Annotated in this window: 20 protein-coding genes; 4 read left to right on the top strand and 16 right to left on the bottom strand. The window is 69.8% G+C overall.

What is annotated here, in order from left to right:
- Positions 1–151: 151 nt before the first annotated feature.
- The 10 genes from MTE01_RS03675 to MTE01_RS03630 all read right to left on the bottom strand — a co-directional run bounded on the left by MTE01_RS03675 (position 152) and on the right by MTE01_RS03630 (position 11,250).
- Complete coding sequence (locus tag MTE01_RS03675) at positions 152–1,225, bottom strand: UDP-N-acetylglucosamine--N-acetylmuramyl-(pentapeptide) pyrophosphoryl-undecaprenol N-acetylglucosamine transferase (RefSeq protein WP_103210678.1); 1,074 nt, start codon at positions 1,223–1,225, stop codon at positions 152–154.
- Between the two features lie 49 nt (positions 1,226–1,274).
- Entirely contained in the window at positions 1,275–2,528 is a 1,254-nt protein-coding gene (ftsW, locus tag MTE01_RS03670) for a putative lipid II flippase FtsW (RefSeq protein WP_246077956.1), read from the bottom strand.
- 10 nt (positions 2,529–2,538) lie between these two features.
- Entirely contained in the window at positions 2,539–4,056 is a 1,518-nt protein-coding gene (gene murD / locus MTE01_RS03665) for a UDP-N-acetylmuramoyl-L-alanine--D-glutamate ligase (RefSeq protein WP_141375866.1), read from the bottom strand.
- Entirely contained in the window at positions 4,053–5,159 is a 1,107-nt protein-coding gene (mraY, locus tag MTE01_RS03660; protein WP_116238327.1) for a phospho-N-acetylmuramoyl-pentapeptide-transferase, read from the bottom strand. The genes murD and mraY overlap by 4 nt, the downstream gene beginning before the upstream one ends.
- Positions 5,156–6,568, bottom strand: a complete 1,413-nt coding sequence (locus MTE01_RS03655; RefSeq protein WP_103210672.1) for a UDP-N-acetylmuramoyl-tripeptide--D-alanyl-D-alanine ligase — start codon at positions 6,566–6,568, stop codon at positions 5,156–5,158. The genes mraY and MTE01_RS03655 overlap by 4 nt, the downstream gene beginning before the upstream one ends.
- 62 nt (positions 6,569–6,630) lie before the next feature.
- Complete coding sequence (locus MTE01_RS03650) at positions 6,631–8,424, bottom strand: peptidoglycan D,D-transpeptidase FtsI family protein (protein WP_103210670.1); 1,794 nt, start codon at positions 8,422–8,424, stop codon at positions 6,631–6,633.
- 5 nt (positions 8,425–8,429) lie between these two features.
- Complete coding sequence (gene ftsL / locus MTE01_RS03645) at positions 8,430–9,050, bottom strand: cell division protein FtsL (RefSeq protein ID WP_103210668.1); 621 nt, start codon at positions 9,048–9,050, stop codon at positions 8,430–8,432.
- Positions 9,047–10,000 (bottom strand): 16S rRNA (cytosine(1402)-N(4))-methyltransferase RsmH, encoded by a 954-nt coding sequence (gene rsmH / locus MTE01_RS03640; protein ID WP_103210666.1) that lies wholly within the window; start codon positions 9,998–10,000, stop codon positions 9,047–9,049. Before rsmH ends, ftsL begins: the two co-directional genes overlap by 4 nt.
- A 100-nt stretch (positions 10,001–10,100) precedes the next feature.
- Entirely contained in the window at positions 10,101–10,532 is a 432-nt protein-coding gene (gene mraZ, locus MTE01_RS03635; RefSeq protein ID WP_056227713.1) for a division/cell wall cluster transcriptional repressor MraZ, read from the bottom strand.
- A 337-nt stretch (positions 10,533–10,869) separates the two neighbouring features.
- Complete coding sequence (locus MTE01_RS03630) at positions 10,870–11,250, bottom strand: SCO2097 family morphological protein (RefSeq protein WP_103210664.1); 381 nt, start codon at positions 11,248–11,250, stop codon at positions 10,870–10,872.
- Between the two features lie 64 nt (positions 11,251–11,314).
- Here MTE01_RS03630 and MTE01_RS03625 point away from each other — a divergent pair, with 64 nt between their 5' ends.
- On the top strand, positions 11,315–12,406 hold the full coding sequence (locus MTE01_RS03625) for a polyprenyl synthetase family protein (RefSeq protein WP_141375735.1): 1,092 nt from the start codon (positions 11,315–11,317) through the stop codon (positions 12,404–12,406).
- 12 nt (positions 12,407–12,418) lie between these two features.
- On the opposite strand, the gene MTE01_RS03620 is transcribed toward MTE01_RS03625, so the two are convergent.
- A complete protein-coding gene (locus MTE01_RS03620; RefSeq protein WP_141375733.1) occupies positions 12,419–12,763 on the bottom strand; it encodes an Rv2175c family DNA-binding protein in 345 nt (114 codons plus the stop codon).
- A gap of 148 nt (positions 12,764–12,911) precedes the next feature.
- Between MTE01_RS03620 and MTE01_RS03615 the strand changes: the two genes are divergently transcribed.
- Both MTE01_RS03615 and pknB read left to right on the top strand, forming a co-directional pair.
- A complete protein-coding gene (locus MTE01_RS03615; protein WP_141375731.1) occupies positions 12,912–13,904 on the top strand; it encodes a LysM peptidoglycan-binding domain-containing protein in 993 nt (330 codons plus the stop codon).
- A gap of 67 nt (positions 13,905–13,971) precedes the next feature.
- Positions 13,972–15,924 carry a Stk1 family PASTA domain-containing Ser/Thr kinase gene (pknB, locus tag MTE01_RS03610; RefSeq protein WP_103210655.1) on the top strand — a complete coding sequence of 651 codons (1,953 nt, stop codon included), beginning with the start codon at positions 13,972–13,974 and terminating at the stop codon, positions 15,922–15,924.
- A gap of 141 nt (positions 15,925–16,065) precedes the next feature.
- Here pknB and MTE01_RS03605 read toward each other — a convergent pair whose 3' ends face one another.
- The 3 genes from MTE01_RS03605 to MTE01_RS03595 are packed head-to-tail and all read right to left on the bottom strand — an operon-like array spanning position 16,066 to position 19,064.
- Positions 16,066–17,403, bottom strand: a complete 1,338-nt coding sequence (locus MTE01_RS03605) for a class II 3-deoxy-7-phosphoheptulonate synthase (protein WP_103210653.1) — start codon at positions 17,401–17,403, stop codon at positions 16,066–16,068.
- Positions 17,404–17,412: 9 nt separating this feature from the next.
- A complete protein-coding gene (locus MTE01_RS03600) occupies positions 17,413–18,126 on the bottom strand; it encodes a lysophospholipid acyltransferase family protein (protein ID WP_103210651.1) in 714 nt (237 codons plus the stop codon).
- 2 nt (positions 18,127–18,128) lie between these two features.
- Positions 18,129–19,064, bottom strand: a complete 936-nt coding sequence (locus MTE01_RS03595; protein ID WP_103210649.1) for an ROK family glucokinase — start codon at positions 19,062–19,064, stop codon at positions 18,129–18,131.
- Between the two features lie 156 nt (positions 19,065–19,220).
- Here MTE01_RS03595 and MTE01_RS03590 point away from each other — a divergent pair, with 156 nt between their 5' ends.
- Positions 19,221–21,047, top strand: a complete 1,827-nt coding sequence (locus MTE01_RS03590) for an AMP-dependent synthetase/ligase (protein WP_141375729.1) — start codon at positions 19,221–19,223, stop codon at positions 21,045–21,047.
- Positions 21,048–21,241: 194 nt separating this feature from the next.
- Here the strand turns inward: MTE01_RS03590 and def are convergent, their stop codons facing one another.
- Together def and MTE01_RS17285 are read right to left on the bottom strand one after the other, a co-directional pair.
- Positions 21,242–21,733: a peptide deformylase gene (gene def / locus MTE01_RS03585; protein ID WP_141375727.1), complete on the bottom strand. Its 492-nt coding sequence runs from the start codon at positions 21,731–21,733 to the stop codon at positions 21,242–21,244.
- Positions 21,730–24,063: a MinD/ParA family ATP-binding protein gene (locus tag MTE01_RS17285; protein WP_246077955.1), complete on the bottom strand. Its 2,334-nt coding sequence runs from the start codon at positions 24,061–24,063 to the stop codon at positions 21,730–21,732. Before MTE01_RS17285 ends, def begins: the two co-directional genes overlap by 4 nt.
- Between the last annotated feature and the right edge of the window lie 46 nt (positions 24,064–24,109).

The raw sequence follows: 24,109 nt of genomic DNA, 5'->3' as shown, positions 1-24,109 counted from the left end.
CAGACGAGCGCGGGCCAGATGCCCGAGGCGGGCCATCGGGCGGAGTCATCGGACGACGCACCGAGCGCACACAGCCCGAACCGCCCGTGTCGCCGGCGAACTCCGCACGATGGCACGGGCGGAGGGTGTCGCCTGCGGCGGGCCGGATACGTCAGCCGCCGAGGGCCTCGTCGACGAGGGCGATGACGTTCTCGGTCCCGGTCCGGATGCCGGTCTGCGCCGCAGCGTCCCGCATCGCGGTCCGGCGGTCTTCGTCGGCGAGCAGGGGCACGATGTCGGAGCGGACGCGCTCGGGCGTGAGATCGGCGTCGGCGATGAGCACAGCGGCCCCCGCACGCACAGCCGCGGCGGCGTTGAGACTCTGCTCGCCGTTGCCGACCGCGTAGGGCACGTAGACCGCGGGGATACCGAGGGCGTTGATCTCGCTGACGGTCGCCGCGCCCGAACGCGAGACGACGAGATCGGCGAGGGCGAAGGCCAGGTCCATGCGGTCGACGTAGCGGACGACGGCATACCCGTCGACGCCGGGGTCGGCCAGGTCGGAATTCTGGCCCGTGACGTGGAGCAACTGCCAGCCCGCGTCGAGGACGTCGCGCCACGCTCCACCGAAGGCCGTGTTCAGGCGCAGAGCGCCGAGCGATCCGCCGAAGACCAGGAGCGTGGGGCGATCGGCATCGAGCCCGAAGTGGGCGGCCGCTTCGGCGCGCAGGGCCGGGGCGTCGAGCTCGACGATCTCCCGCCGCAGTGGCATCCCGACCTCTCGGGCTCCGCGCAGCGGTGTGTCCGCGAAGGCCACGCCGACCGCCGCCGCGCCCCGGGCGCCCAGGACGTTGGCGAGGCCCGGCTTCGCGTTGGCCTCGTGCACGACGAACGGCACGCGTTCGCGGCGCGCCGCGACGTAGGCGGGAGCCGCGGCGTATCCGCCGAATCCGACGACGACGTCGACGCCGCGCGAGCGGATCAGGCGGCGCACGTGGGCGACCGCGCGCAGGAACCGCACCGGGAACGCTGCGGCCGCCCCGTTCGGTCGGCGCGGGAACGGAACCTTCGCGACGGTGAGCAGCTCGTAACCGCGCAGCGGAACGAGGCGCGCTTCGAGGCCCTCGCGGGTGCCCAGCACGAGGACGTCGGCCGAGGCGTCGCGGGCGCGGAGTCCGTCGGCGACCGCGAGCAGGGGGTTCACGTGCCCGGCGGTGCCGCCGCCGGCGAGAAGGTAAGTCGTCACCGTTCGACCCTAACCACCTCGCACGCGCACGCGCGGCGGTCGGGGGCGCTCAGCCCCGCGGACGACGGGGGGATGCCGCGGCCCGTCGCGCCGCGCGCGGGGGCGCCTCGCTCACCGCGCGGCGGTCGGGCAGCGTCCGCGCGCACGACAGCAGCACGCCGCACCCGATCAGCACCGACAGCAACGACGTACCTCCCTGCGACATGAACGGCAGCGGCACGCCCAGCACGGGGAAGACGCGGAGCACGACCGCGACGTTGATCATGGCCTGGCCGACGATCCAGATGGTGATGCCACCCGCGACGATGCGCACGAAGGGGTCGTCGGTGCGGCGGATGATGTGGAAGGCGCCGACGGCGAACAGGCCGAAGAGCAGGAGGACCACGATGCAGCCGATGAGCCCGAGCTCCTCACCCACGATGGCGAAGATGTAGTCGTTCGCCGCGGCGGGGAGCCAGTCGTACTTCTCGGCGGAGTTGCCCAGACCCACACCGAAGATGCCGCCCGCGGCGAGCCCCCAGATGCCGTGCAGCGGCTGATAGCAGTCGCCGAGGTAGTTGGCGATGCAGTCCTGGTCGAGGAAGCTCATGATGCGGCGCATGCGGTCTGCGCTCGTGATGGCGAAGAGGGCGATGGCGCCGACGGCCGCGAGGGCGGGGAGGACGAAGATGCGCAGCTTCACGCCCGAGAAGAACAGGGCGCCGAGCAGGACGAGCACGAGGATCATCGTCGTGCCCAGATCCTTACCGCCCATGACGGTGGCGACGACGAGGGCGAAGACCGGAACGATCGGGATGAACACGTGCCGCCAGTCGCCCAGCAGCGTTTGCTTGCGATACAGGACGTAACCGAGCCAGAGCGCCAGGGCGAGCTTGAGGAACTCCGCCGGTTGAGCTTGGATGCCCGCGAGGTTGATCCAGTTGCGGTTACCGTTCGCCGAGATGCCCAACGGCGTGAACACGAGAAGTTGGAACAGGGTCGCGAAGATCAGCGCCGGCCAGGCCATGCGCTTCCAGAAACGCAGGGGCGCCCGGCTCAGGACGAACATCAGCGGGATGCCGATGACGGCGAACACGCCCTGCTTGAGCACGTGATCGAAGGGGTTCTGCGCGCCATCGAGGGCCGAGGTCGCCGAGAGCACCATGACCAGACCGAAACCGGTCAGCAGGAGCGCCGCGGAGGTGATGAGCAGGAACTCGCTCGGCACGGGGCGGAACGCCCGACCGAGCGAGACGCGGGCCGCGAGGCCGGCACGCTCGGGTTCGTCGGGTGTCTGCCGCGGAGGAGGCGCCGTCGTGGTCACGCGAGTCCCCTCAGTCGTGCGGTCGAGAATCTCCATCGTGGCCCGCGATCCACTCCCGCACCGCCTCGGCGAAGCGGTCGCCGCGGTCGGAGTAGGACGCGAACTGATCGAACGAGGCCGCCGCGGGAGCCAGAAGAACGGTGTCTCCATCCCGGGCCACACCCGCCGCCAGCTCGACGACCTGGGCCATGACGTCTTCAGTCTCGGCGTGGTCGACCTCGAACAGCGGCACCGCCGGGGCGTGTCGCTGGAACGCGGTCACGATCTCGTCGCGCTCGGTGCCGATCACGATGACCGCGCGCACCGACGCGCCGCGGGCACGGATGAGGTCGCCGAGGTCGACACCCTTGAGCAGTCCCCCGACCACCCAGACGGCGCCGGGATAGGCCGCGAGCGACGAGGCGGCCGCGTGAGGGTTGGTCGCCTTGGAGTCGTCGACCCAGGTGATGCCGAGGTGGGCGCCGACGACCTGGATGCGGTGCGGGTCCAGACGGAAGCGCTCGAGCGTGTCGTGGATGTGCGCGGGTGTCGCGCCGAGGGAACGGGCGAGGGCCGACGCGGCGAGGATGTTCGCGACCATGTGGGGAGCGGCGAGTCCCCGCTGGGCGAGGTCGGTCACCGTCGTCAGCTCGAGGGCCGAGGTGGCCCTCTCCTCGAGGAACGCGCGATCGACGAGGATGCCATCGACCACGCCGAGGTCGCTGGGACCCGGGACGCCGAGGTCGAAGCCGATGGCGCGGGCGCCCTCGATCACCTCGGCGTCTTCGACCATCTCGCGGGTCGCGATGTCGGCCTTGTTGTAGACGCAGGCCACCCGCGTGCGGGTGTACACGCCGGACTTCGCCGCGCGATACGCGTCGGCGCCGCCGTGCCACTCGAGATGGTCGTCCGCGAGGTTCAGGCACACCGCGGAATGCGGTGACAGGGCGTCGGGCCCGCTCTGGAGGTTCAGATACCAGAGCTGGTGGCTGGACAGCTCGACGACGAAGACGTCGAAGCCCCCCGGATCGCGCACCGCGTCGAGCACCGGCGTTCCGATATTGCCGACGGGTACCGCCCGCTGACCCGCCGTCATGAGCATCTCTGCCGTGAGACGCGTGGTCGTGGTCTTGCCGTTCGTGCCGGTGATGAGCACCCAGTCGGCGGGGCGCCCATCGGGCCGCACGACCTTGTCGCGCACGCGCCACGCGAGTTCGACATCGCCCCACAGTGCGATGCCCCGCTCCCGCGTCCACGTGATCACGGGGTGGTGCGGAGGGAAGCCCGGGGATGCCACGACCACCTCGGGTGCGAAGTCGGCCATCTCGGCGGGCACGGTCTCGAGCGGACCCTCGTGCAGGCTCACGCCCAGCACGGGGAGGAGGCGGGAGTACTCGGCATCCGCCCGCTCCGTCACCACGAGCACCTCGGCGCCGAGCTCGGCGAGGGTGTCGGCGACGGAGAACCCGGTCACCGACAGGCCGAGGACGACGACGCGCAGCCCCTTCCAGTCGGCGTGCCAGCTGGTGAGGGTGGAGAGGTCGGTCATACGCGTGAGAGCCATTCGACGTAGAAGAATCCGATGCCCGAGACGGCGAGGAGGCCGGCGATGATCCACATGCGCACGACGATCGTGACTTCGGGCCATCCGCGCATCTCGAGATGATGGTGCAGGGGACTCATGAGGAAGAGGCGCTTGCCCCGGGTGATCTTGAAGTAGGCCCGCTGGAGGATGACCGAGCCCGAAGCGATGACGTAGACGCCCGCGATGAGGATGAGCAGGAGTTCGGTGCGGGTGAAGATCGCCATCGCGGCGATCACGCCGCCGATCGCCATCGAACCGCAGTCGCCCATGAAGACCTTCGCCTTGGGTGCGTTCCACCAGAGGAATCCGACGAGGGCTCCCACGAACGAGGCACCGACAATCGCGAGATCGAAGGGGTCGCGCACGGCGTAGCACCCGGCTTGCACGGTGGGGTCGAGCACGTCGGCGCAGACCTGCTTGTTCTGCCAGAACGCCATGAGGCTGTAGGCGCCGACGACGAAGATGCCCGAGCCCGCCGCGAGGCCGTCGAGGCCGTCGGCGACGTTGACCGAGTTGGACGTCGCGGTCCCGATCAGCGAGATCCACGCGAGGTAGAGCAGCCAGCCGAGGATCGGCCCGAGGGCGAAGAACGACAGCAGCTGGATGTCGCGGAACACCGAGACGTACCCCGAGGCGGCGGTCTGTCCGACGGTGTTCGGGAAGTTCAACGCGATGATCGCGAAGGGCACCGCGACGATGACCTGACCGGCGATCTTGCGCCAGCCCGAGAGCCCCAGACTGCGCTGCTGGCGGATCTTCATGTAGTCGTCGATGAAACCGACCACGCCGAAGCCGAGCATGAGCCACAGCACGAGCAGGCCCGAGACCGTGGGCGGGTTGTTGCCGGCGTACGAGCCGATGAAGTACCCGACCATCGTGCCGAGGATGAAGATCGTCCCGCCCATGGTGGGCGTGCCGCGCTTGGCCCCGTGCGAGGGGTTGTGCACGTTCTCGGGGGTGCGGATGACCTGACCCCAGCCCCACTTGCGGAACCACCGGAGGAACACCGGGGTGAGGAAGAGCGTGAAGGCGAGCGAGATCGCAGCCGACGTCAGAAGTGATCTCACGCGAACAAGTCTCCCAGACGGTCGCCGAGGTGCCGGAGCCCCGCCGAGTTGGACGACTTCACCAGCACGCGATCGCCGTCGCGCAGTTCGGTCGAGAGGTAGTCGTAGGCGGCGTCGGCATCGGCGAAGAACACGGCCTCGCCGTCCCACGAGCCCTGGGCGATGGCCTCGAGATACATGCGGCGCGCCTCGGGGCCGATCACGACGATCCGCTGGATGCGCAGGCGCACGGCCAGGAGACCGACCCGGTCGTGCTCCTCGTCGGCGTACTCCCCCAGCTCGCTCATCGCACCCAGCACGGCGACCGTGCGCTCCTCGGGTCCGGTGATCTGGGCGAGGGTGCGCAGAGCTGCGGCCATGGAGTCGGGGCTGGCGTTGTACGCGTCGTTGATGATGCGCACGCGGTCGGAGCCGAGCGGCTGCATGCGCCAGCGCTCGGCGATCTCGACGGTCTCGAGACGCGCGATCGCATCGGCGGCGGCGACGCCGAGCGCCGTGGCGGCGGCGAGGGCCGCGAGGGCGTTCATCACGTGATGCTCGCCGAGCACCCGCAGGGTGAGGGTGAAGGGCTCTCCGTCGACCAGCAGATCGGCGCGGGTTCCGGATGCCGACACCTCGACGTCGAGGGCGCGCACCTCGGCCCGCTCGCCTCGGCCGAACCACCGCACCTCCTGCCCGCGTTCGCGTGCGATGGGCTCCATCGCGGCGACGCGGGGGTCGTCGGCGTTGAGCACGGCGAGGCCGCCTTCGCGGGTGGCCTTCACCAGTTCGCTCTTGGCGTGGAAGGTGGACTCGATTCCGCCGAAGCCGCCGGCGTGCGCCATGCCGACCATCAGCACGACGCCGACGTCGGGTGTGACCAGACCCGCGAGGTGCGCGATGGCGCCCGGGGCGCTGGCTCCGAACTCGCTCACGAGGTAGCGGGTGTTCTCGGTCACGCGCAGCATCGTCAGCGGAGCGCCCACCTCGTTGTTGAACGAGGCGCGCGGCGCCACCGTCTCGCCCTCGTCCTCGAGGATGCGGGCGAGGAGGTTCTTCGTGGTCGTCTTCCCGTTGGATCCCGTGATGCCGACGATCTGGAGGGGACCCGCGTCGCGCACCCGGGCCACCACGTCGCGGGCCAGGTCGCTGAGGGCGGCCACGGCATCCGGGACGACGATCTGGCTCACCGCGTCGTCGAGCTCGCGTTCGACGATCGCGAGGGCCGCGCCGCGCTCGACGGCGGTGCCGACGAAAAGGTGGCCGTCGGTGGTCTCGCCGGGCTTGGCGACGAAGATCCCACCGGGTCCGATGAGACGCGAGTCGGTATCGACGAGACCCGATACGAGCGTGTCGGGGGTGTCGTCACCTCGGACGACGAGTCGGCCGCCGAGCACGTCGGCGAGGTGGGAGAGGCTGAGGGAGATCATTGCTGTGGGACGCCCTTTCCGGTCGCATTCGTTACCGAGACGAGACCGATACGGGCTCTTTCTCAGCCGAACTTGGGCAGTTCGGGGGTCGTGGTTCCGGACGGGATCACCCGGTAGGACTTGAGAACCTGGGTGAGGGCCTTCTGGAACGCGGGGGCGGTGGCCGCCGACGATTTTACCGTCCGCGGCTCGTCGAGGTTGACCGCGACCACGTACTGCGGGTCGTCGGCGGGGGCGAAACCGATCATCGTGGTGAAGTACGCGTCGGGCTTGTAGGCGCCCGTGTTCTCGTCGACCTTCTCACCGGTACCGGTCTTGATCGCGATGCGGTAGCCGGGGATCGCGATCTTGGACGCGAGCTCGCCCTGCGTGGCGACGTTCTCGAGCATGAGCGAGACCTCTTTCGCCGTGTCTGTCGAGATAACCTGCGTGCCCTCGGTCGAGGGGACGTCGGTGACGGTGCCGTCGGCCGCCGTGCAGCCCTCGACGATCGACAGCGGCTTCTTCACGCCGCCGTTGGCGATGGTCTGGTACGCCCCCACGAGCTGGGGCACGGTGACCGACAGACCCTGGCCGAACGCGGTATTGAAGAAGGTCTGCTTGTCCCAGTCCTGGACGGGGTGCAGGATGCCGCCCGACTCCCCCGGGAAGTCGATCGCGCTCGTCGTTCCCATGCCGAACTTCTGCAGGTAGTCGAAGCGCGTCTGGGCGGGGATCATCTGGGCGAACTTCGAGATGCCCACGTTCGAGGAGTCGATCAGGACGCCCGTGGGGGTGTAGACGTTCGGGCCGTGCGAGAACGCGTCGGAAACACGCGCGTCGCCGTCCAGCACCTCTCGACCCGAGGCCGTCACCGTGGTCTGTGGCGTGTACGAGCCGCTGTCCAGGCCGATCGCGGTCGTGAGCGCCTTGAAGGTCGAACCGGGCTCGAAAGGGCTCGAGAACGCGCGGCTGCCGCGATCTTCGGGCGCGGTGGCGGTGGGGTCGTTCGGGTCGACCGTCGGGTACTCCGCGAGTGCGCGGATCTTGCCCGTCTTCGCCTCGACCACGGTGATGGTGCCGCGCAGCGACCCGGTGTTCTGCACCTGTTCGGCGATGAGCTGCTGCAGGTACCACTGCAGGTCGCGGTCGATCGTGAGCTTGAGGGTGCCGCCGTCGACCGCGGGCTGCGTGACGACCTCGGTACCGGGGAGCACCACGCCGTCGCGGCTCTGCTGGAAGACGACCTTGCCGTTGGTCGAGGCCAGGCAGTCGTTGTCGGCCGCCTCGAGGCCGGCGAGGGCCTGACCGTCGCCGCCGACGAACCCGAGCAGGTTACCGGCGACCGCGCCGTCGGGGTACATGCGGCCCGCCTGAGGCGGGAAGCTGAGGAACGGCAGCCCCAGGGCCACGAGGGCTCGGTACTGCTCGGTCGAGACGTTCTTCGCGATCATCGCGTAGCGCGACTCGGGGTTGTCGGCCACGGCGTCCTGGACGATCTTCTGCACGTCCGCGGCGTTCTGACCGGTGACACCGGCGATCTGAGCGGCCAGGTCGGGCCATGCCGTCGTGGTCTCGTCGCCGTCGTCGTCGCGGGTGGTCACGCCCTTCGCGGCGAGCATCGGGTCAATCTGCACGTCGTAGCGATTGACGCTGGTGGCCAGCGGCACCCCGTTGTCGTCGACGATCGATCCGCGCGAGGCGTACTCGATGCGAGAGTTCTGCAGACCCATCGAGAGCGAGTCGTCCACGTGGTCGCGGGCGTTCACGACCTGGATGTCGACCAGGCGGACGACGAAGGCGATGATCACGATCAGCACGACCGCGAGGGCGACGACGGTGCGACGCCGCGGGGAACGGGAGGTTGTCGTCGTCATGGCTCTCATCGTGTCGCGGGAGTCGGCAAACCGTCGCTGATCGGCGGGGGTGTCGCGGATGGGGTGGCCGGGGCGGCCTCGGTGGGCGCGGGCTGTCCGGGCGCCGCGGGGGCAGGGGTCGACGTACCGTTCTCGGTGGTGGACGCTGCCGGGTCGGTGACGAGCGGAACGCCCGAGATCAGCGCGTTGCCGACCGAACCGCGGCCCTTGGCGTCGACCGAGGAGGCGGTGTCGGCCGGCTTGTCGGAACCGATCACGGCCCCGTCGCTCAGACGCAGGTAGGTCGGCGACTCGTCGATGACCATGCCGAGCGCTGCGGCGTTGGCCGCCAGGTACTGGGGCGAGCTGAGACCCGCGCTCTCGTCGGAGAGGATCTGCTTCTGGTAGGTCAGATCACGCTGCTGCTGGGTGAGCGAGGAGATCTCGAAGGAGCTCTGAGTCGTCAGGATGCCGAGGCCCATCTGCACCAGCACGATCGCCAGCGCGCCGAGCACGGCGATGACGCCGAACACGCGCCGCGGGGCACGACGACGCGCGGTGGCGGGGACGACGGTGAGCCGGCGCTCGCGAACGGGCGTCGGGAAGTCGGGCAGGAAAACTGCATCGACGGCCTGGGGTGCACTCATGCGTCCTCCCGGATTCTCTCGGCCGCGCGCAGACGCACGGGGGTGGCGCGGGGGTTGGCCGCGCGCTCTTCGTCGCTCGCGAGTTCGGCACCGCGCACGAGGAGTCGGAACTTCGGGGCGTGCTCGGGAAGCTCCACGGGCAGTCCGCGCGGAGCGGTGGACGTGGACGCGTCAGCGAAGACGCGCTTGACCAAGCGGTCTTCGAGCGACTGGTACGACAGCACGACGATGCGCCCACCGACGCCGAGCACGCTCAGCGCCGCCGGGATCGTGCGCTCGAGCACCGACAGCTCGGCGTTGACCTCGATGCGCAGGGCCTGGAAGACGCGCTTGGCCGGGTGACGCTCGCGCAGCACGGCGGCGGGGGTTGCTGCCTGCAGAATGTCGACCAGCTGGCCGGAGCGTTCGAGGGGCGCTTCGGAACGAGCGGCGATGATCGCGCGGGCATAGCGGCCGGCGAGCTTCTCTTCGCCGTAGCGCTCGAAGATGCGACGCAGGTCGCCCTCGCCGTAGGTCGCGAGAACCTCCGCGGCCGTGACGCCGGCGGTCTGGTCCATGCGCATGTCGAGCGGCGCGTCCTGCGCGTAGGCGAAGCCGCGGTCGGCGACGTCGAGCTGCAGAGACGAGACACCGAGGTCGAAAAGGATCCCGTCGACCTTGTCGACTCCGGCTGACGCCACGGCCTCGACGATCCCGTCGTACACGGTGTGCACGAGGGTGACGCGGTCGCCGAAGCGCTGGAGGCGCTCGCCCGCGATACGCAGGGCCTCGGTGTCGCGATCGAGGCCGATGAGGCGGGCTTCGGGGAACCGCTCGAGAAACGCCTCCGAGTGGCCGCCCATGCCGAGCGTGCCATCGACGAACACGGAGCCGGGCTTCTGCAGGGCAGGACCCAACAGCTCGGCGCAGCGCTCGAGCAGGACGGGGGTGTGGATGTCGCGGATATCCATGATGTCTCGGGCCGAACCTTCGGACTCTGATCCCCATCCGCATCGACCTGGCGCCGGGGAAGTGCGTCAGGGCGAGCGGCTGGGCATCACAGCCGAAGGGTCAGAAAAGTCCCGGGATCACCTCCTGCTCCATCTCGGCGTACGTCTCTTCGTTGCTCTCCGCGTAGGAGTTCCATGCCTCGGCATCCCAGATCTCGGCGTGAGCTCCGACACCGGTGACGACGAGTTCACGCCCGAGCCCCGCGTAGGTACGCAACGCGGGCGGGACGGTGATGCGGTTCTGACTGTCGGGCTTCTCGGCACTGGCCCCCGAGAGGAACATGCGCAGGAAGTCGCGGGCCTGCTTGTTGCTGAGCGGGGCCTCGCGGATCCGCTCGTGAACGCGCTCGAACTCCTCGGTACTGAACACGTAGAGGCAGCGGTCCTGCCCGCGCGTGATCACCACTCCGGCGCCGAGATCGTCACGGAACTTCGCCGGCAGGATGACCCGACCCTTGTCGTCGAGCTTGGGTGTGTGCGTTCCGAGCAGCATTCGGGCGTCCACCCCCTTCGTCCGGCCTGCGAAGTTTCCCCCACTTTACTCCACAGCCCTCCACTTCGCTATCGAAATCGGGGGTCTTCTGCGGAAAACCACAGCCGTGTACTGTGTCCTTCCGTCGCGACACCCGGGAGCGCAACCCGCAGAATCCCGCGGCCGATCACGGCAGATCACCCCGGGTGCACGTCGAGGTGGAGGAAAAAGGAGCGCCCGAGGTCGGATGCGTGCCGTTTCCACCGCACTCCCCGCTCCCGAGGTGCACGGGGTTCCCGGGCGCACGAAAAAGCACCGGCTCCGAAGAGCCGGTGCTGAGATGAGGGGGGCCGGAGGCTTAGGGCCCGTCGTGGCGGCGATCCCAGCGTTCGTTCATGCGATCCATGAACGACGAGCCGGAGGCGCGCGCGGGGCGGGGTTTGGCGACGGAGGGCGATGCCTGCGCGGCGCCGCGCGTCGGGGTGACGGCGAACACGACGCCCCCCACCATCAGGAGGAAGCCGAGGACGCCGACGGCGATGCCGACGAAGCCCGTGGTGAATCCGATCGACACACCCGCGACGAGCGCACCGAGACCCGCGAGGACGAGGATCGAGCCGAGGACGATGTTGCGGTAGCTGAGGGCGCGACTGGGGGCCGAGACGACATCGGTGTCGTTGCTCATGAGATGGCGCTCCATCTCGTCCAGCAGACGCTGCTCCTGCTCTGACAGTGGCATGCATCCCCCTCTGTTGTTCGTTGCCGGCGATTCTACGCGCCACGTAGATCACTAGGCTAGGCCCGTGGCGACCTCCTCGGAACCGATCGAAGCTGTTTCCCAGCGACTCGACAAGTTCCTCTCCGAACAGCTATCGTACGCCTCCGCCCTGGGCCCGGAGGCCGAGTCGTTCACCCGATCGGGAGCATCCGCCCTCCAGGGCGGCAAGCGCCTGCGAGCCCGTTTCTGCCTCGCCGGCTGGCGTGCCGTCCGCGCTCTCGAGGCGCCGACCTCTCCCCCGTTCGACGAACCCGCTCTGGCCGTGGCCACCTCGCTCGAGATCTTCCATGCGGCGGCCCTCGTCCACGACGACCTGGTCGACAACAGCGACACGCGCCGAGGTCAGCCCGCGGCGCACCGCGCTCTGCAGAAAGCGCATCAGGACGCCGACTGGGCGGGTGATCCCGACGCGTTCGGCCGGTCGGGGGCCATCCTGCTCGGAGACCTCCTCGTCGCCTGGAGCGACGACCTGCTCGAAGCGGGCCTCGAGAGCCACCCCCACGCCGCCTCGACCCGCCGCGCCTACGCGCGGATGCGCCGCGACGTGACCGTCGGGCAATTCCTCGACGTCGCCGAGGAGTCCGCGTATGCCGTCTACCCCGACGACAGCCACGCGGAGCGAGCTCTGCGCATCGCGTCGTACAAGTCGGCGCGGTACAGCATCCAGCAGCCCCTGCAGATCGGGGCGGCTCTCGCCGGTGCCGATGAGGCGCAGCTCGATTCCCTCGGTCGGTTCGGTCACGACGTCGGCATGGCCTTCCAGCTGCGCGACGACGTGCTCGGCGTCTTCGGCGACAGCGTCGTCACCGGAAAACCGGTCGGGGACGACCTGCGCGAGGGCAAGCGCACGGTCCTCGTGGCCTACGCCCGCGAGATCCTCTCGGCCGACGATCGTGCGCGTTTCGACACACTTCTGGGCGATCCGGATCTCGACGCGGCGCAGATCGCGGCACTCCAGCGCACGATCGCCGACACCGGTGCGCTCGAGCGGACGGAGGGCCTGATCGCCGACTACGCGAGGCAGGCCGATCTTGCGCTCGACGCCGCGCGGGTCGACACCGCGGCTCTCGAAGACCTCCGCGCTCTTGCGCGCGCGGCCACCGAGCGGGCCGCCTGACGCCGAAACGGCTCAGGCGAGAGTCGCCGCGACTCGGCGAACCTCGCTCTTGCGCCCGGCGAGCAGAGCCTCGATCGGCGCCATGCCGATGGTCTCTTCCGGGCTGAGGAGCCAATCGATTGTCTCGTCGGGGTCGAACCCGGCGTCGTGCAGAACGATGATCGTGCCGCGCAGCGACGCCAACGGGCGCCCGTCGACGATGAAGACCGCGGGCACCTTGAACACGCCGTCGCGGCGCGAACCGACGAGGTAGTGCTCGTCGAAGAGGCGGCGGACGCGTCCGAGCGACTCGTCGAGCAACTCGACCAGGTCGGGGATGGTCAGCCACGCTGTCTCGTACCGGGAAGTCTCGCTCACTCCCCCATCCTCTCATTTCCGCCGCACCGGACCGCTCCCGAGGACGCCTGTGCGGTGAGTCACATGCGTCACAGGAGCCACTTCCGTTGACATCCGCCCCCGGGCATGCCACGGTTGCGGGCAGTCGAACGAACGGAATCCCCCCACCATGCGACGACTCACGCTGTCCCCCCTGCCCTCCCGACGCCGCGCGGTCGCCATCTGGCCGGCCGCCGTGGCCGGCACGATCGCTCTGACCCTCACCGCGGAGCACTCCGCCCACGCCGCTCCCCCCGAACCGGCACTGACTGTCCTTCCGCCCGTTCCCCGCGGTCTCGGGATGCCGGCTCTCACCGCTCTCGCCGCCCCGACCACCTACACGGTATCCGCGGGTGACACGGTGTGGGGCATCGCCCGCGCGCACGGCCTCGATACCGCCGCGGTCCTCGCGGCCAACGGCTTGACGCCCGGCAGCGTCATCCGCCCGGGTCAGGTGCTCGCGCTCACGCCCGCGGCGTCGCCCGCTCCGACCACTCCCACGACGCCGGAGGCCGCGCCTCGATCGCACGAGGTCCGCCCGGGCGACACCGTCTCGGCGATCGCTCGCGCCAACGGCGTCTCGGTCGACGCCATCCTCGGCGCAAACGGGCTCACGCGTGCCTCGATCATCTACCCCGGCGACGTATTGCAGATTCCCTTGGGAACCCCCGCGCCGGCCCCTGCCCCGGCCGCCGTCGCTCCCGCCACCGCACCCGGGCTGGACGCCGAACAGAGCGAGAACGCTCGTCTGATCATCCGCATCGGGCGCGAACTCGGCGTCTCGGACCGCGGCATCGTCATCGCCCTCGGCACCGCGATGCAGGAATCGTGGCTGCGCAACCTCGACTGGGGCGACCGCGATTCGCTCGGCCTCTTCCAGCAGCGACCCAGCACCGGCTGGGGTACGCCGGACCAGATCCTCGACCGGGACCGCTCGACCCGCGTGTTCTTCGGCGGAGCAGGCGATCCCAACGGCGCCGCCACCCGCGGGCTGCTCGATATCCCCGGATGGGAGCAACTGCCCTACGCCGACGCCGCGCAGGCCGTACAGATCTCGGCCTACCCGGACCGCTACGCCCAATGGGAGCAACCCGCGACCGTCTGGCTCTCCGTTCTCGGCTGAGCTTCTCGACCGAGGTGAAGGCGAGCCGCTCCCCGGGCTCACAGGGGGCGCTCCGTAGACTCGACGTGTGAGCACGAGTCAGCAGGCAGACCCGCTGATCGGCCGTCTCGTCGACGGCCGGTACCGGGTGCGCGCGCGCATCGCGCGCGGCGGCATGGCGACCGTGTACGTCGCGACCGACCTGCGCCTCGAGCGCCGCGTCGCCCTGAAGGTCATGCACGGCCACCTCAGCGACGACACCGTGTTCCAGAGCCGCTTCATCCAGGAAGCCCGCTCGGCCGCCCGACTGAGCGACCCGCACGTCGTCAACGTCTTCGACCAGGGTCAGGACGGCGAGATGGCCTACCTGGTGATGGAATACCTGCCCGGCATCACCCTGCGCGAACTGCTCCGCGAGCACCGGCGCCTCACGGTCGATCAGACTCTCACGATCATGGATGCCATCCTCTCGGGGCTCGCGGCCGCGCACCGGGCCGGGATCGTCCATCGCGACGTCAAGCCCGAGAACGTCCTGCTCGCCGAGGACGGCCGCATCAAGATCGGCGACTTCGGCCTCGCCCGCGCGACCACCGCGAACACCGCGAGCGGCGCTCAGCTCATGGGCACCATCGCCTACCTCGCACCCGAGCTCGTCACGCGCGGCACGGCCGACGCCCGCAGCGACATCTACTCGCTCGGCATCATGCTCTACGAGATGCTCGTCGGCGAGCAGCCCTACAAGGGCGAGCAGCCGATGCAGATCGCCTACCAGCACGCCACCGACTCGGTGCCCCGCCCGAGCGCCAAGAATCCCGGGGTGCCCGAGCAACTCGACGAGCTCGTCCTGTGGTCGACCGAGCGGGAGCCGGGCGATCGCCCCCTCGACGCGGGTGCGATGCTCGAGCGCCTGCGCGCGATCGAGAAGGAGCTCGGCCTCGCCCCCCAGGTGGCCCGCGCCGTCGCGGTGGGCACCACGAGCCCCCCGAACGCGGCGGAGTCGCGCGAGCTGACCAAGGTGCTGCCGCAGACGGCATCCCTCCCCTCCGCCACCATCGACGAGCCCGACAACGCCGCACGCCTGCGCACGCGCACTCGTCGGCGCACGACGCGGGGCGCGTGGATCCTCGTGCTCGTGCTGCTCCTCGCCGGGGGCGCCGGATTCACCGGCTGGTACTTCGGCTCAGGACCGGGCTCGCTCGTCGCGGTCCCCGACATCTCGGGCCGGAGCTTCGCCGACGCCGAGGCCCTGCTCACCGAGCAGCAGTTGCGGGCGCAGGCGCAGGAGGTCACCGATCGAGAGATCCCCTCGGGGACCACGGTCGGGTCCGACCCCGCCCCGGGCGAGCGGCTCGACAAAGAGACGGTCGTCACGGTCTTCGTCTCGATCGGGCCGGCGACCCATCAGATACCGGCCCTCGCCGGCAAGAGCGCCGACGAGGTGCGCGCCATCCTCGAACAGGCCTTCGTGGGTGTCGCGGGCGACCCCGAGCGTCAGTTCGCCGATCCGGCGAACGGCACGGTGCTCGGTGCCTCGGTCATTCCCCGCTCCGGCGGCGACGCGATCGACTGCACCGAGGGCTGCACCGTCTACGAAGGAGACGCGGCCACGCTCGTCGTCTCCCTCGGCCCCATCCCCGACGTCACCGGGGACTCGCGTTCACAGGCTCAGCGAGCCCTCGACGGCGTCGGGCTGAAGTCCTCGGTGACCGAGGAGTACAGCAACTCCGTGGCATCCGGGAACGTCATCGCCATGGGCCAGCGCGACGGGGGCGGCAACTGGCGCCCCGGCGACACGGTTCCCCTGCGGGTGTCGATCGGTCCGAAGCCCGTCGAGATCCCGGGCAACGTGGTGGGAATGTCGATCCGGGATGCCGTGAAGACCCTCGAAGCACTCGGCTTCCAGGTCAACGCGGGCATCGACGACGGAACGCTCCCCCTCGGCTTCAAGTACTGGGACATCTATAAGGTGCGAGCGACGAACCCCAAGGCCGGAACGACCGCGCCGCAGGGTTCGACGATCACGCTGACGCCGACGCTGTAACGCTTCCCGGCGGTGCCCCTCCCGCGCCGCACGGCTTCGGACGACGTGTGGGACTCGACGCAGCGCACTCGTTCACGGCATCCGGAACGAGACGACGCCCCCGACCTCGGGGCCGGGGGCGTCGTCTCGTTCGGACGGGGGTCAGCGCTTCTCGAGCTCCTCGGCCACGAGGAACGCCAGCTCCAGGCTCTGACGATGGTTCAGACGCGGGTCGCACAGGCTCTCGTAGCGGGTCGCGAGGGTCGCCTCGTCGATCTGCTCCGAGCCGCCCAGGCACTCGGTGACGTCATCGCCGGTGAGCTCCACGTGGATGCCACCGGGGTGCGTACCCACCGAGCGGTGTGCCTCGAAGAACCCGCGCACCTCGTCGACCACGTCGTCGAAGCGACGCGTCTTGTAACCGGTGGGGGTGGTGATGCCGTTGCCGTGCATCGGGTCGGTGACCCAGAGCGGGGTCGCGCCCGAGTCGCGGACGGCTTCGAGCAGCGGCGGCAGGGCGTCGCGGATCTTGCCCGCACCCATGCGCGTGATGAAGGTGAGACGCCCGGGCTCGCGCTCGGGGTCGAGCTTGTCGATCAGCGCCAGCGCGGTTTCGGCCGTGGTGGTGGGGCCGAGCTTCACACCGATGGGGTTACGGATCTTCGAGAAGTAGTCGACGTGTGCGCCGTCGAGCTCGCGCGTGCGCTCACCGATCCACTGGAAGTGCGACGAGGTGTTGTAGGGCTGACCCGTACGCGAGTCGATGCGCGTCATGGGACGCTCGTAGTCCATGAGCAGGCCCTCGTGCCCGGTGTAGAACTCGACGCGCGTGAGCTCGTCGAAGTCGGCCCCGGCGGCCTCCATGAACTTGATGGCCCGGTCGATCTCGGTCGCCATGCTCTCGTAGGCCTGGTTGGCCGGGGTACTGGCGAAGCCCTTGTTCCAGCTGTGCACCTCGCGCAGGTCGGCGAAGCCGCCCTGCGTGAACGCACGGATGAGGTTCAGGGTCGATGCGGCCGTGTGGTAGCCCTTGAGCAGGCGTGCGGGGTCGGCCTTACGCGACTCCTCGGTGAAGTCGTACCCGTTGACGATGTCGCCACGGTAGGCCGGGAGCGTCACATCGCCGCGCGTCTCGACGTCGCTCGAGCGCGGCTTGGCGAACTGGCCCGCCATGCGGCCCATCTTCACGACCGGCATCGAAGCGCCGTAGGTGAGGACGACGGCCATCTGGAGCACGGTCTTGATGCGGTTGCGGATCTGCTCGGCGGTCGCGCCCGCGAAGGTCTCGGCGCAGTCACCGCCCTGCAGGAGGAAGGCCTGGCCGGCGGCGGCACGCGCGAGGCGGTCGCGCAGGATGTCGACCTCGCCGGCGAACACCAGCGGCGGAAGGGTGGCGAGTTCTGCGGATGCCGCGGCCACAGCGGCCTCGTCATACCACTGCGGCTGCTGCTTGATGGGCAGGGTTCGCCAGTGGTCGAGGTCGTGGAGCTGCTGATTCACCCCTGAAGTCTAGTGGCGGGAGACCGGCGCCTTCGCCGCCTGTGACGCGGCGAGACGGTCCTTGACGGTCGAGGCGTAGACGTCTTCGTAGCGCTGCTCGCCGAGACGCTGCAGGGCCACCATGATCTCGTCGGTGACGGAGCGGAGAACGTAACGATCGCCTTCCATCCCTTCGAAACGCGAGAAATCGAGGGGCTCGCCGATCACGATGCCGACGCGCCCCACGCGGGGCAGACGCCGCCCGATGGGCATGACGGCGCCGGTGTCGACCATGACGACGGGGACGACCGGGACGTGCGCTTCGAGCGCCATCCGAGCGATGCCCGTGCGGCCACGGTACAGGGTGCCGTCGGGGCTGCGCGTGCCCTCGGGATAGATGCCGAGCAGCTCGCCGCGCCCGAGCACGCCGAGGCCCGTGTTGAGCGAGGCCTCCGACGCCTTGCCCCCCGATCGGTCGATGGGCAGCTGGCCCGTCGCGGTGAAGAACATGCGGGTGGCCCACCCCTTGAGGCCCTTACCGGTGAAGTAGTCGCTCTTGGCGAGGAACGCCATGCGGCGGTCGATCATGAGCGGCAGGAAGATCGAGTCGGAGAACGACAGGTGGTTGCTCGCGAGGATCGCGGCCCCCTCGACGGGGATGTTGCGCCGGCCCACCATCCACGGACGGAACACGGCCTTGATCACCGGTCCGATCACCACGTACTTCATGAGCCAGTAGAACATCGTCAGCGCTCCTTCCCGGCGAGGTCCGCGACCCCGATGAGACCGGCATCGTTGCCCAGGCGTGCGATCGCGAACTCCGCGACCGGACGTTCACCGTACCCCGGGAGGGAGGTCTCGTACGCGAGCTTCACGGGCTCGAGCAGGTCGGCGCCCAGCTGCGCCACTCCCCCGCCGATCACGAAGACCTCGGGATCGAGAACGGCCTGGAAACCGCCGCACGCCTCGCCCAGGGCGGTGGCGACGCGACGGAGAGCCTCGACGGCCCCAGGATCTCCGGCCAGGACGAGGCGCGAGACGGCGGGCCCGGGGATCGCGCCCCGCTCTTCGCGAACGGCCGCGAGGGCCGCGCCGATGCCGCCCTCGTCGGCGATCGCGTTGGCCTCGCGCTGCAGCGCGCGCCCCGACGCGTACTGCTCGAGGCAGCCGTTCTGTCCGCATCCGCAGGGGTGGCCGCCACGCACGAACCGCATGTGACCGAGCTCGGCACCGATGCCGTGCCCGCCGCGGAAGAGTTCGCCGTCGGTGACGACGGCGCCGCCGACGCCGGTGCCCATCGTGAGCATGACCATGTCGCGCACGCCTCGGCCAGCGCCGAAGCGGTACTCCCCCCAGCCCGCCGCGTTCGCGTCGTTCTCGATCGTGACCGAGGCGTCGAGGCGCTGCTCGAGGCGTGCACGGAGGGGTTCGTCGCGCCAGTCGATGTTCGGTGCGTAGATCACGGTGCTGCGGTCGCGGCTGATGAAACCGGCCGCGGCCACGCCGATCGCGTGGATCTCGTGTGCCCGGCGCAGGTGATCGGCCATGTCGACCACGGCATCCACGAGAGCCGCGGGGTCGATGGGAGTGTCGACTCGAAGCTTCTCGACGATGGTGCCGTCTTCGTCGACGACGCCCCCCGCGATCTTCGTTCCCCCGATATCGATGCCGACGTTGCGCACCGCGCTCCCTTCCGGGCCCACCGTGCGGCTCGGCCCGGAGAAGTCTAGCCATGCCGTGCAACCGACGACGATGCGCTGCGCTCCCGGGGCAGAGCGCCTCGGTGCGGATAGACTCGTCCCACAGCTCGACGTTCTTCCGGTGCCAAAGGAGTTGCCGTGATCCAGTTCGATCAACCCGCCCTCATTCCCGCAGACCCCGACGCGAACGCGTCCGACCTGCTCGCCGACCGCGTCCGCGCCACCCCCGACCGACCGCTGTTCGCGGTTCCCGACCGAGACGGATGGCGCGATGTCACCGCCGTCGAATTCGAACGGCAGGTCATCGCCCTCGCGAAAGGCTTCGTCGCCGCCGGCATCCAGCCCGGCGAGAAGGTGGGGTTCATCGCACGCACCACCTACGACTGGACCCTGGTCGACTTCGCGCTGTTCTACGCCGGCGCCATCATGGTCCCGGTCTACGAGACCAGCTCGCCGTCGCAGATCTCGTGGATCCTGTCGGACTCCGGCGCGATCGCCGTGGTCGTCGAGTCGACCGATCACGCCGAGCGTCTCGACGAGGTGCGCAGCGACCTTCCCCTCGTCCGCGACGTCTGGGCGATGCACTCGGGCGCTCTCGACGCGCTCGTCGCGGGCGGCACGCACATCACCGACGAAGAGATCGAGCGCCGCCGCCACCTGGCGAAGGCCTCCGATGTCGCGACTCTCATCTACACCTCGGGATCCACCGGTCGCCCGAAGGGCTGCGTGCTCGTCCACAGCAACTTCGTCGAGCTGGCGCGCAACTCCGCGAAGTCGCTGCACGAGGTCGTCGAGACCCCTGGCGCTTCGACCCTGCTGTTCATCACCACGGCGCACGTGTTCGCACGCTTCATCTCGCTGCTGAACGTGCACGCGGGCGTGAAGACGGGCCACCAGCCCGATACGAAGCAGCTGCTCCCGGCACTCGGCAGCTTCCGCCCCACCTTCCTGCTCGCGGTCCCCCGCGTGTTCGAGAAGGTCTACAACTCCGCCGAGCAGAAGGCCGAGGCGGGTGGCAAAGGCAAGATCTTCCGAGCCGCCGCCGACGCCGCGATCGAGCACTCCCAGCGCCTGCAGGAGGGGAAGCCGATCCCCCTGCTGCTCAAGATCAAGTTCGCGCTCTTCGACAAGCTGGTCTACTCCAAGCTCCGGGATGCCATGGGCGGCAACATCGTCTACGCGGTGTCGGGGTCGGCTCCTCTCGGTACTCGCCTGGGCCACTTCTTCCGCAGCCTCGGCGTCGTGATCCTCGAGGGCTACGGCCTCACCGAGACCACCGCACCGGCCACCGTGAACCTCGCCACCAAGTCGAAGATCGGCACCGTCGGTCCCGTGCTGCCGGGTGTCGGCATCCGTCTCGCCGATGACGGCGAGATCCAAGTGCGCGGCATCAACGTGTTCCGGGAGTACTGGCAGAACCCCGAGGCCACGACCGAGGCCTTCGACGGAGAGTGGTTCAAAACGGGCGACATCGGCGCGTTCGACAGCGACGGTTTCCTCGCCATCACCGGACGGAAGAAAGAGATCATCGTCACCGCCGGCGGCAAGAACGTCGCTCCCGCGGCCCTCGAGGATCCGATCCGCGCCAATCCCATCGTCGGCCAGGTCGTCGTGGTGGGCGACCACAAGCCGTTCATCGCGGCGCTGGTCACGCTCGACACCGAGATGCTGCCGACGTGGCTGTCGAACAACGGCCTCCCCGCCGACATGCCGCTCACCGAGGCGGCCGAGAACGACAAGGTCCGCGCCGAGGTGCAGGGCGCGATCGACCGCGCCAACACGCGGGTCTCGCGCGCGGAGTCGATTCGCAAGTTCACGATTCTGCCGACCGAATGGACCGAGGCCAGCGGCCACCTCACCCCGAAGATGAGCATCAAGCGCAACGTCATCACGTCGGATTTCGCCGACGCGATCGAGGACATCTACGCGGTGCCGGTCAACACGACCAACGTGTCTCTTCCCTGACACGCGCGACGACGACGGCCCGGTTCCCTCGCGGGGCCGGGCCGTTTCGCGTCGCGAGAACAGGAGATGTCACGGATACAGGACGATCCGCCTCGAACCGGCCTGTTCTCGTCGCGCCCCTCCTGTTCTCGTGACGAGCGGGGGCAGACACAGGGCCCGGATGCCGGCATCCGGGCCCTTCTGCAGAGATCAGGTCAGAACCAGTCGCTCTCGCGCACCTGGCGCATGGCCTCGCGGCGGGTCTCGGGTGACAGGCGCGACAGGTAGAGCATGCCGTCGAGGTGGTCGGTCTCGTGCTGCAGGGCCTGGGCGAGCAGCCCCTCGCCCTCGAGGACGACCTCGTTGCCGTGGAGGTCCATCCCGACGACCTTCGCCCACGGGTAGCGGAGCGCGTCATGCCACAGACCCGGTACCGAGAGGCAGCCCTCGCCCACCGGCTGCGGTTCTCCGCGCGTCTCGACGAGCACGGGGTTCAGTACGTAGCCGATATCACCGTCGATGTTGTAACTGAAGGCGCGCAGCCCCACACCGATCTGCGGGGCCGCGACGCCCGCGCGCCCGGGGAGCTCGACGGTATCGACGAGGTCCTGGACGAGAGCACGGATGCCGTCGTCGACCTGTTCGATGGGCGCGCTCGTCGCGCGCAGGACGGGGTCGCCGAACAGGCGGATCGGGCGGACGGTCATGCGGCGGCCGCCGGGGTGCGCAGGCCTTCGACGACGGCGGCGGCGAGATCGCGCGCGGCCTGTCGGGTCGAGGGCTGGAGTTCGCGGAAAGTGATGGCGCTGCCCGCGGCGATGCGGGCGTCGTACGGCATGCGGATGACCGTGCGCACACGCGAGCGGAAGTGCGCCTCGAGCTCGTTCTCGCGCACCAGCGGCGTGCCGGGGCGAGAGGTGTTGAGCACCACCACAGCGTCGCGGACGCGCGATGCGTACCCGTTGGTCTCGAGCCAGGTCAGTGTCTCCGACGCCAGGCGCGCCTCATCGACCGAGAGACCCGCGACGATGACCAGTGTGTCGGCCAGCTCGAGCGTGGCACCCATGACCGAGTGCACGATCCCCGTGCCTGTATCGGTCAGGACGATCGAGTAGTAGTGCGCGGCGACGTCGGCGACCTGGCGGTAGTCCTCGTCGCTGAAGGCCTCCGACACCCGCGGATCGGAGTCGGATGCCAGCACGTCGAGACGCGTGGCATCGCGTGCCACGATCGACGAGACGTCGTTGTAGCCGACCATCTCGTCGTGGGAACGCACGAGGTCGCGAACCGTGCGGCCGTTCGCGCGACCCACGCGGTCGGCGAGCGTACCGCGGTCGGGGTTGGCGTCGACCGCGATGATGCGGTCGTCGCGGGCGTCTGCCAGGGCCATGCCCAACAGCGAAGTGACGGTGGTCTTGCCCACGCCGCCCTTGCGCGAGAGCACCGGCACGAACCGAGCGCCGCCGGCGAGCGGTGCGGCGATCCGACGGTCGAGATCCTTGCGCTGGCGGGCGCGACGACCGTCACCCAGGTTGATGCGGTGGCGCGAGACCGAGTAGACCAGCTGCTGCCACAGGCCCTCGGGCTCCGGACGCGTGATCTGCCGCGGGTCGAGCAGACGGTCGGCGGTGAGCAGATCGGAGCTCTCGCGCGCGTCGTCGATCTGCCCGATGCGCTTCGAGGCGAGCGTGACCTCGGGGGCCGGCGTGCGCACGCGTTCCAGCGAATGCGAGCGATCGACGCGGGCGGCGTCGTCGGCCTGCTGGGCGCCGCGGCGCGTGAGCGGGATCGTTCCGATGACGCCCGTCGCGGCGCGCTCGGCGCGCGTGGTCGGTGCCGGGGCGGAGGCCGGGGCGGCCTCGAGACCGGCCCGTGCGACGGCGGCATCGGCATCGATCTCGGCGGCGGCCGTCGAAGCGGCGGTCTGCGGCTCGGCCGCGGCTTCCGGGCGCGGCGCGTCGACCGGCTGCGTGGCGTCTGCGGGCGTCTGTGCCACGATCTCGGTCTCCTCGACCTCTGCGTCATCGGCGCCGTCGTCGGCGACATCTTCCGGCTCGGGGTGGGAGGGCTCCGCGTCTTCGGGAGTGGCATCCCCCGGCTCGAGCTCGTGCGCCTCGCCGATGCCGGAGCTGCCGGCCTCCGCCTCGTCGGAGGCCGCGGGAATCCAGGGCGCGCGCGTCAGCGGTTCCGCGATGTCTGCGGCCTCGCCGTACGTCGCGGGCTCGTCGTGCGTGCCGGGCTCTTCCGGATCGACCGACGCGTGATCGTGCTCGAGGTCGTGCGCTCCGAGGGGGACGTCGTCGAACGCGTCCACCGGTTCGGCCGCGTCCGCCTCGAGCAGTTCGACGTCGTCGACGATCTCGGCACCCGCGCGATCATCGGTCCGCCGCTCGGTCTCCACCGGATCGCTCTGCGCGGGCACGTCGTTGTCGGAGGGGTCGTCCGCTCCCGCCGGGTCGTCGGCGGGAAGGTTCTCGGCTTCGGCCGCCACGCGGGACTCGTCCGCCCCCTCCGCGAGTCCGTCCGCTCCCGGCAGGTCGTCCGAGGTCTCGGCGGTCGCGCGAAGAGGAACCTCGTCGCCGACGCTCTCCTCGGCGGCCGGGTGATCGGCATCCGGGATCTCGTGCTCGGAGCCGCCACGGGGCGTCTCGTCGACGATCTCCGCGTCGTGCACGTCGTCGTCGGCGAACGACTCCTCGTCGGTGTCGGTGTGATGCGGCTCGATGATGATGTCACCCGTCGGAATCTGCTCGAGGTGCGGGTGGTGAACGACGTCGGCGTGATCGTCGGCGGGCGCGGCAGAGGGGAGGCGCGGGGCGTCGAGGGCGGCGAGATCGGCCTCGTCGAGGGGGATCTCATCTTCGATCACGTCGTCGTCGAGGTCGTCATCGTCGCCGGTCACGGGAAGGTCGACATTGACCTGCGCGATGTGTCCGCCGAGGATCGTGATGCTGGCTGTATCGAGGTTCCCGCCGTCCTCGAGCACGCCGTGCTCGGCGTTCTCGTCGGGGTTCGCGTCGGTGCGGTCGGGGGTCACTGCAGTCTCCAAACGGGAAGAGGGCGCGAAAGCGCCCCCTCCCAGG

Origin of the sequence: Microbacterium testaceum (assembly GCF_006539145.1) — a bacterium.
Classification (GTDB): Bacteria; Actinomycetota; Actinomycetes; order Actinomycetales; family Microbacteriaceae; genus Microbacterium; species Microbacterium testaceum.
Note: the sequence above shows the minus strand (reverse complement) of the source record. Positions and strands in the feature narration are given on the sequence as shown.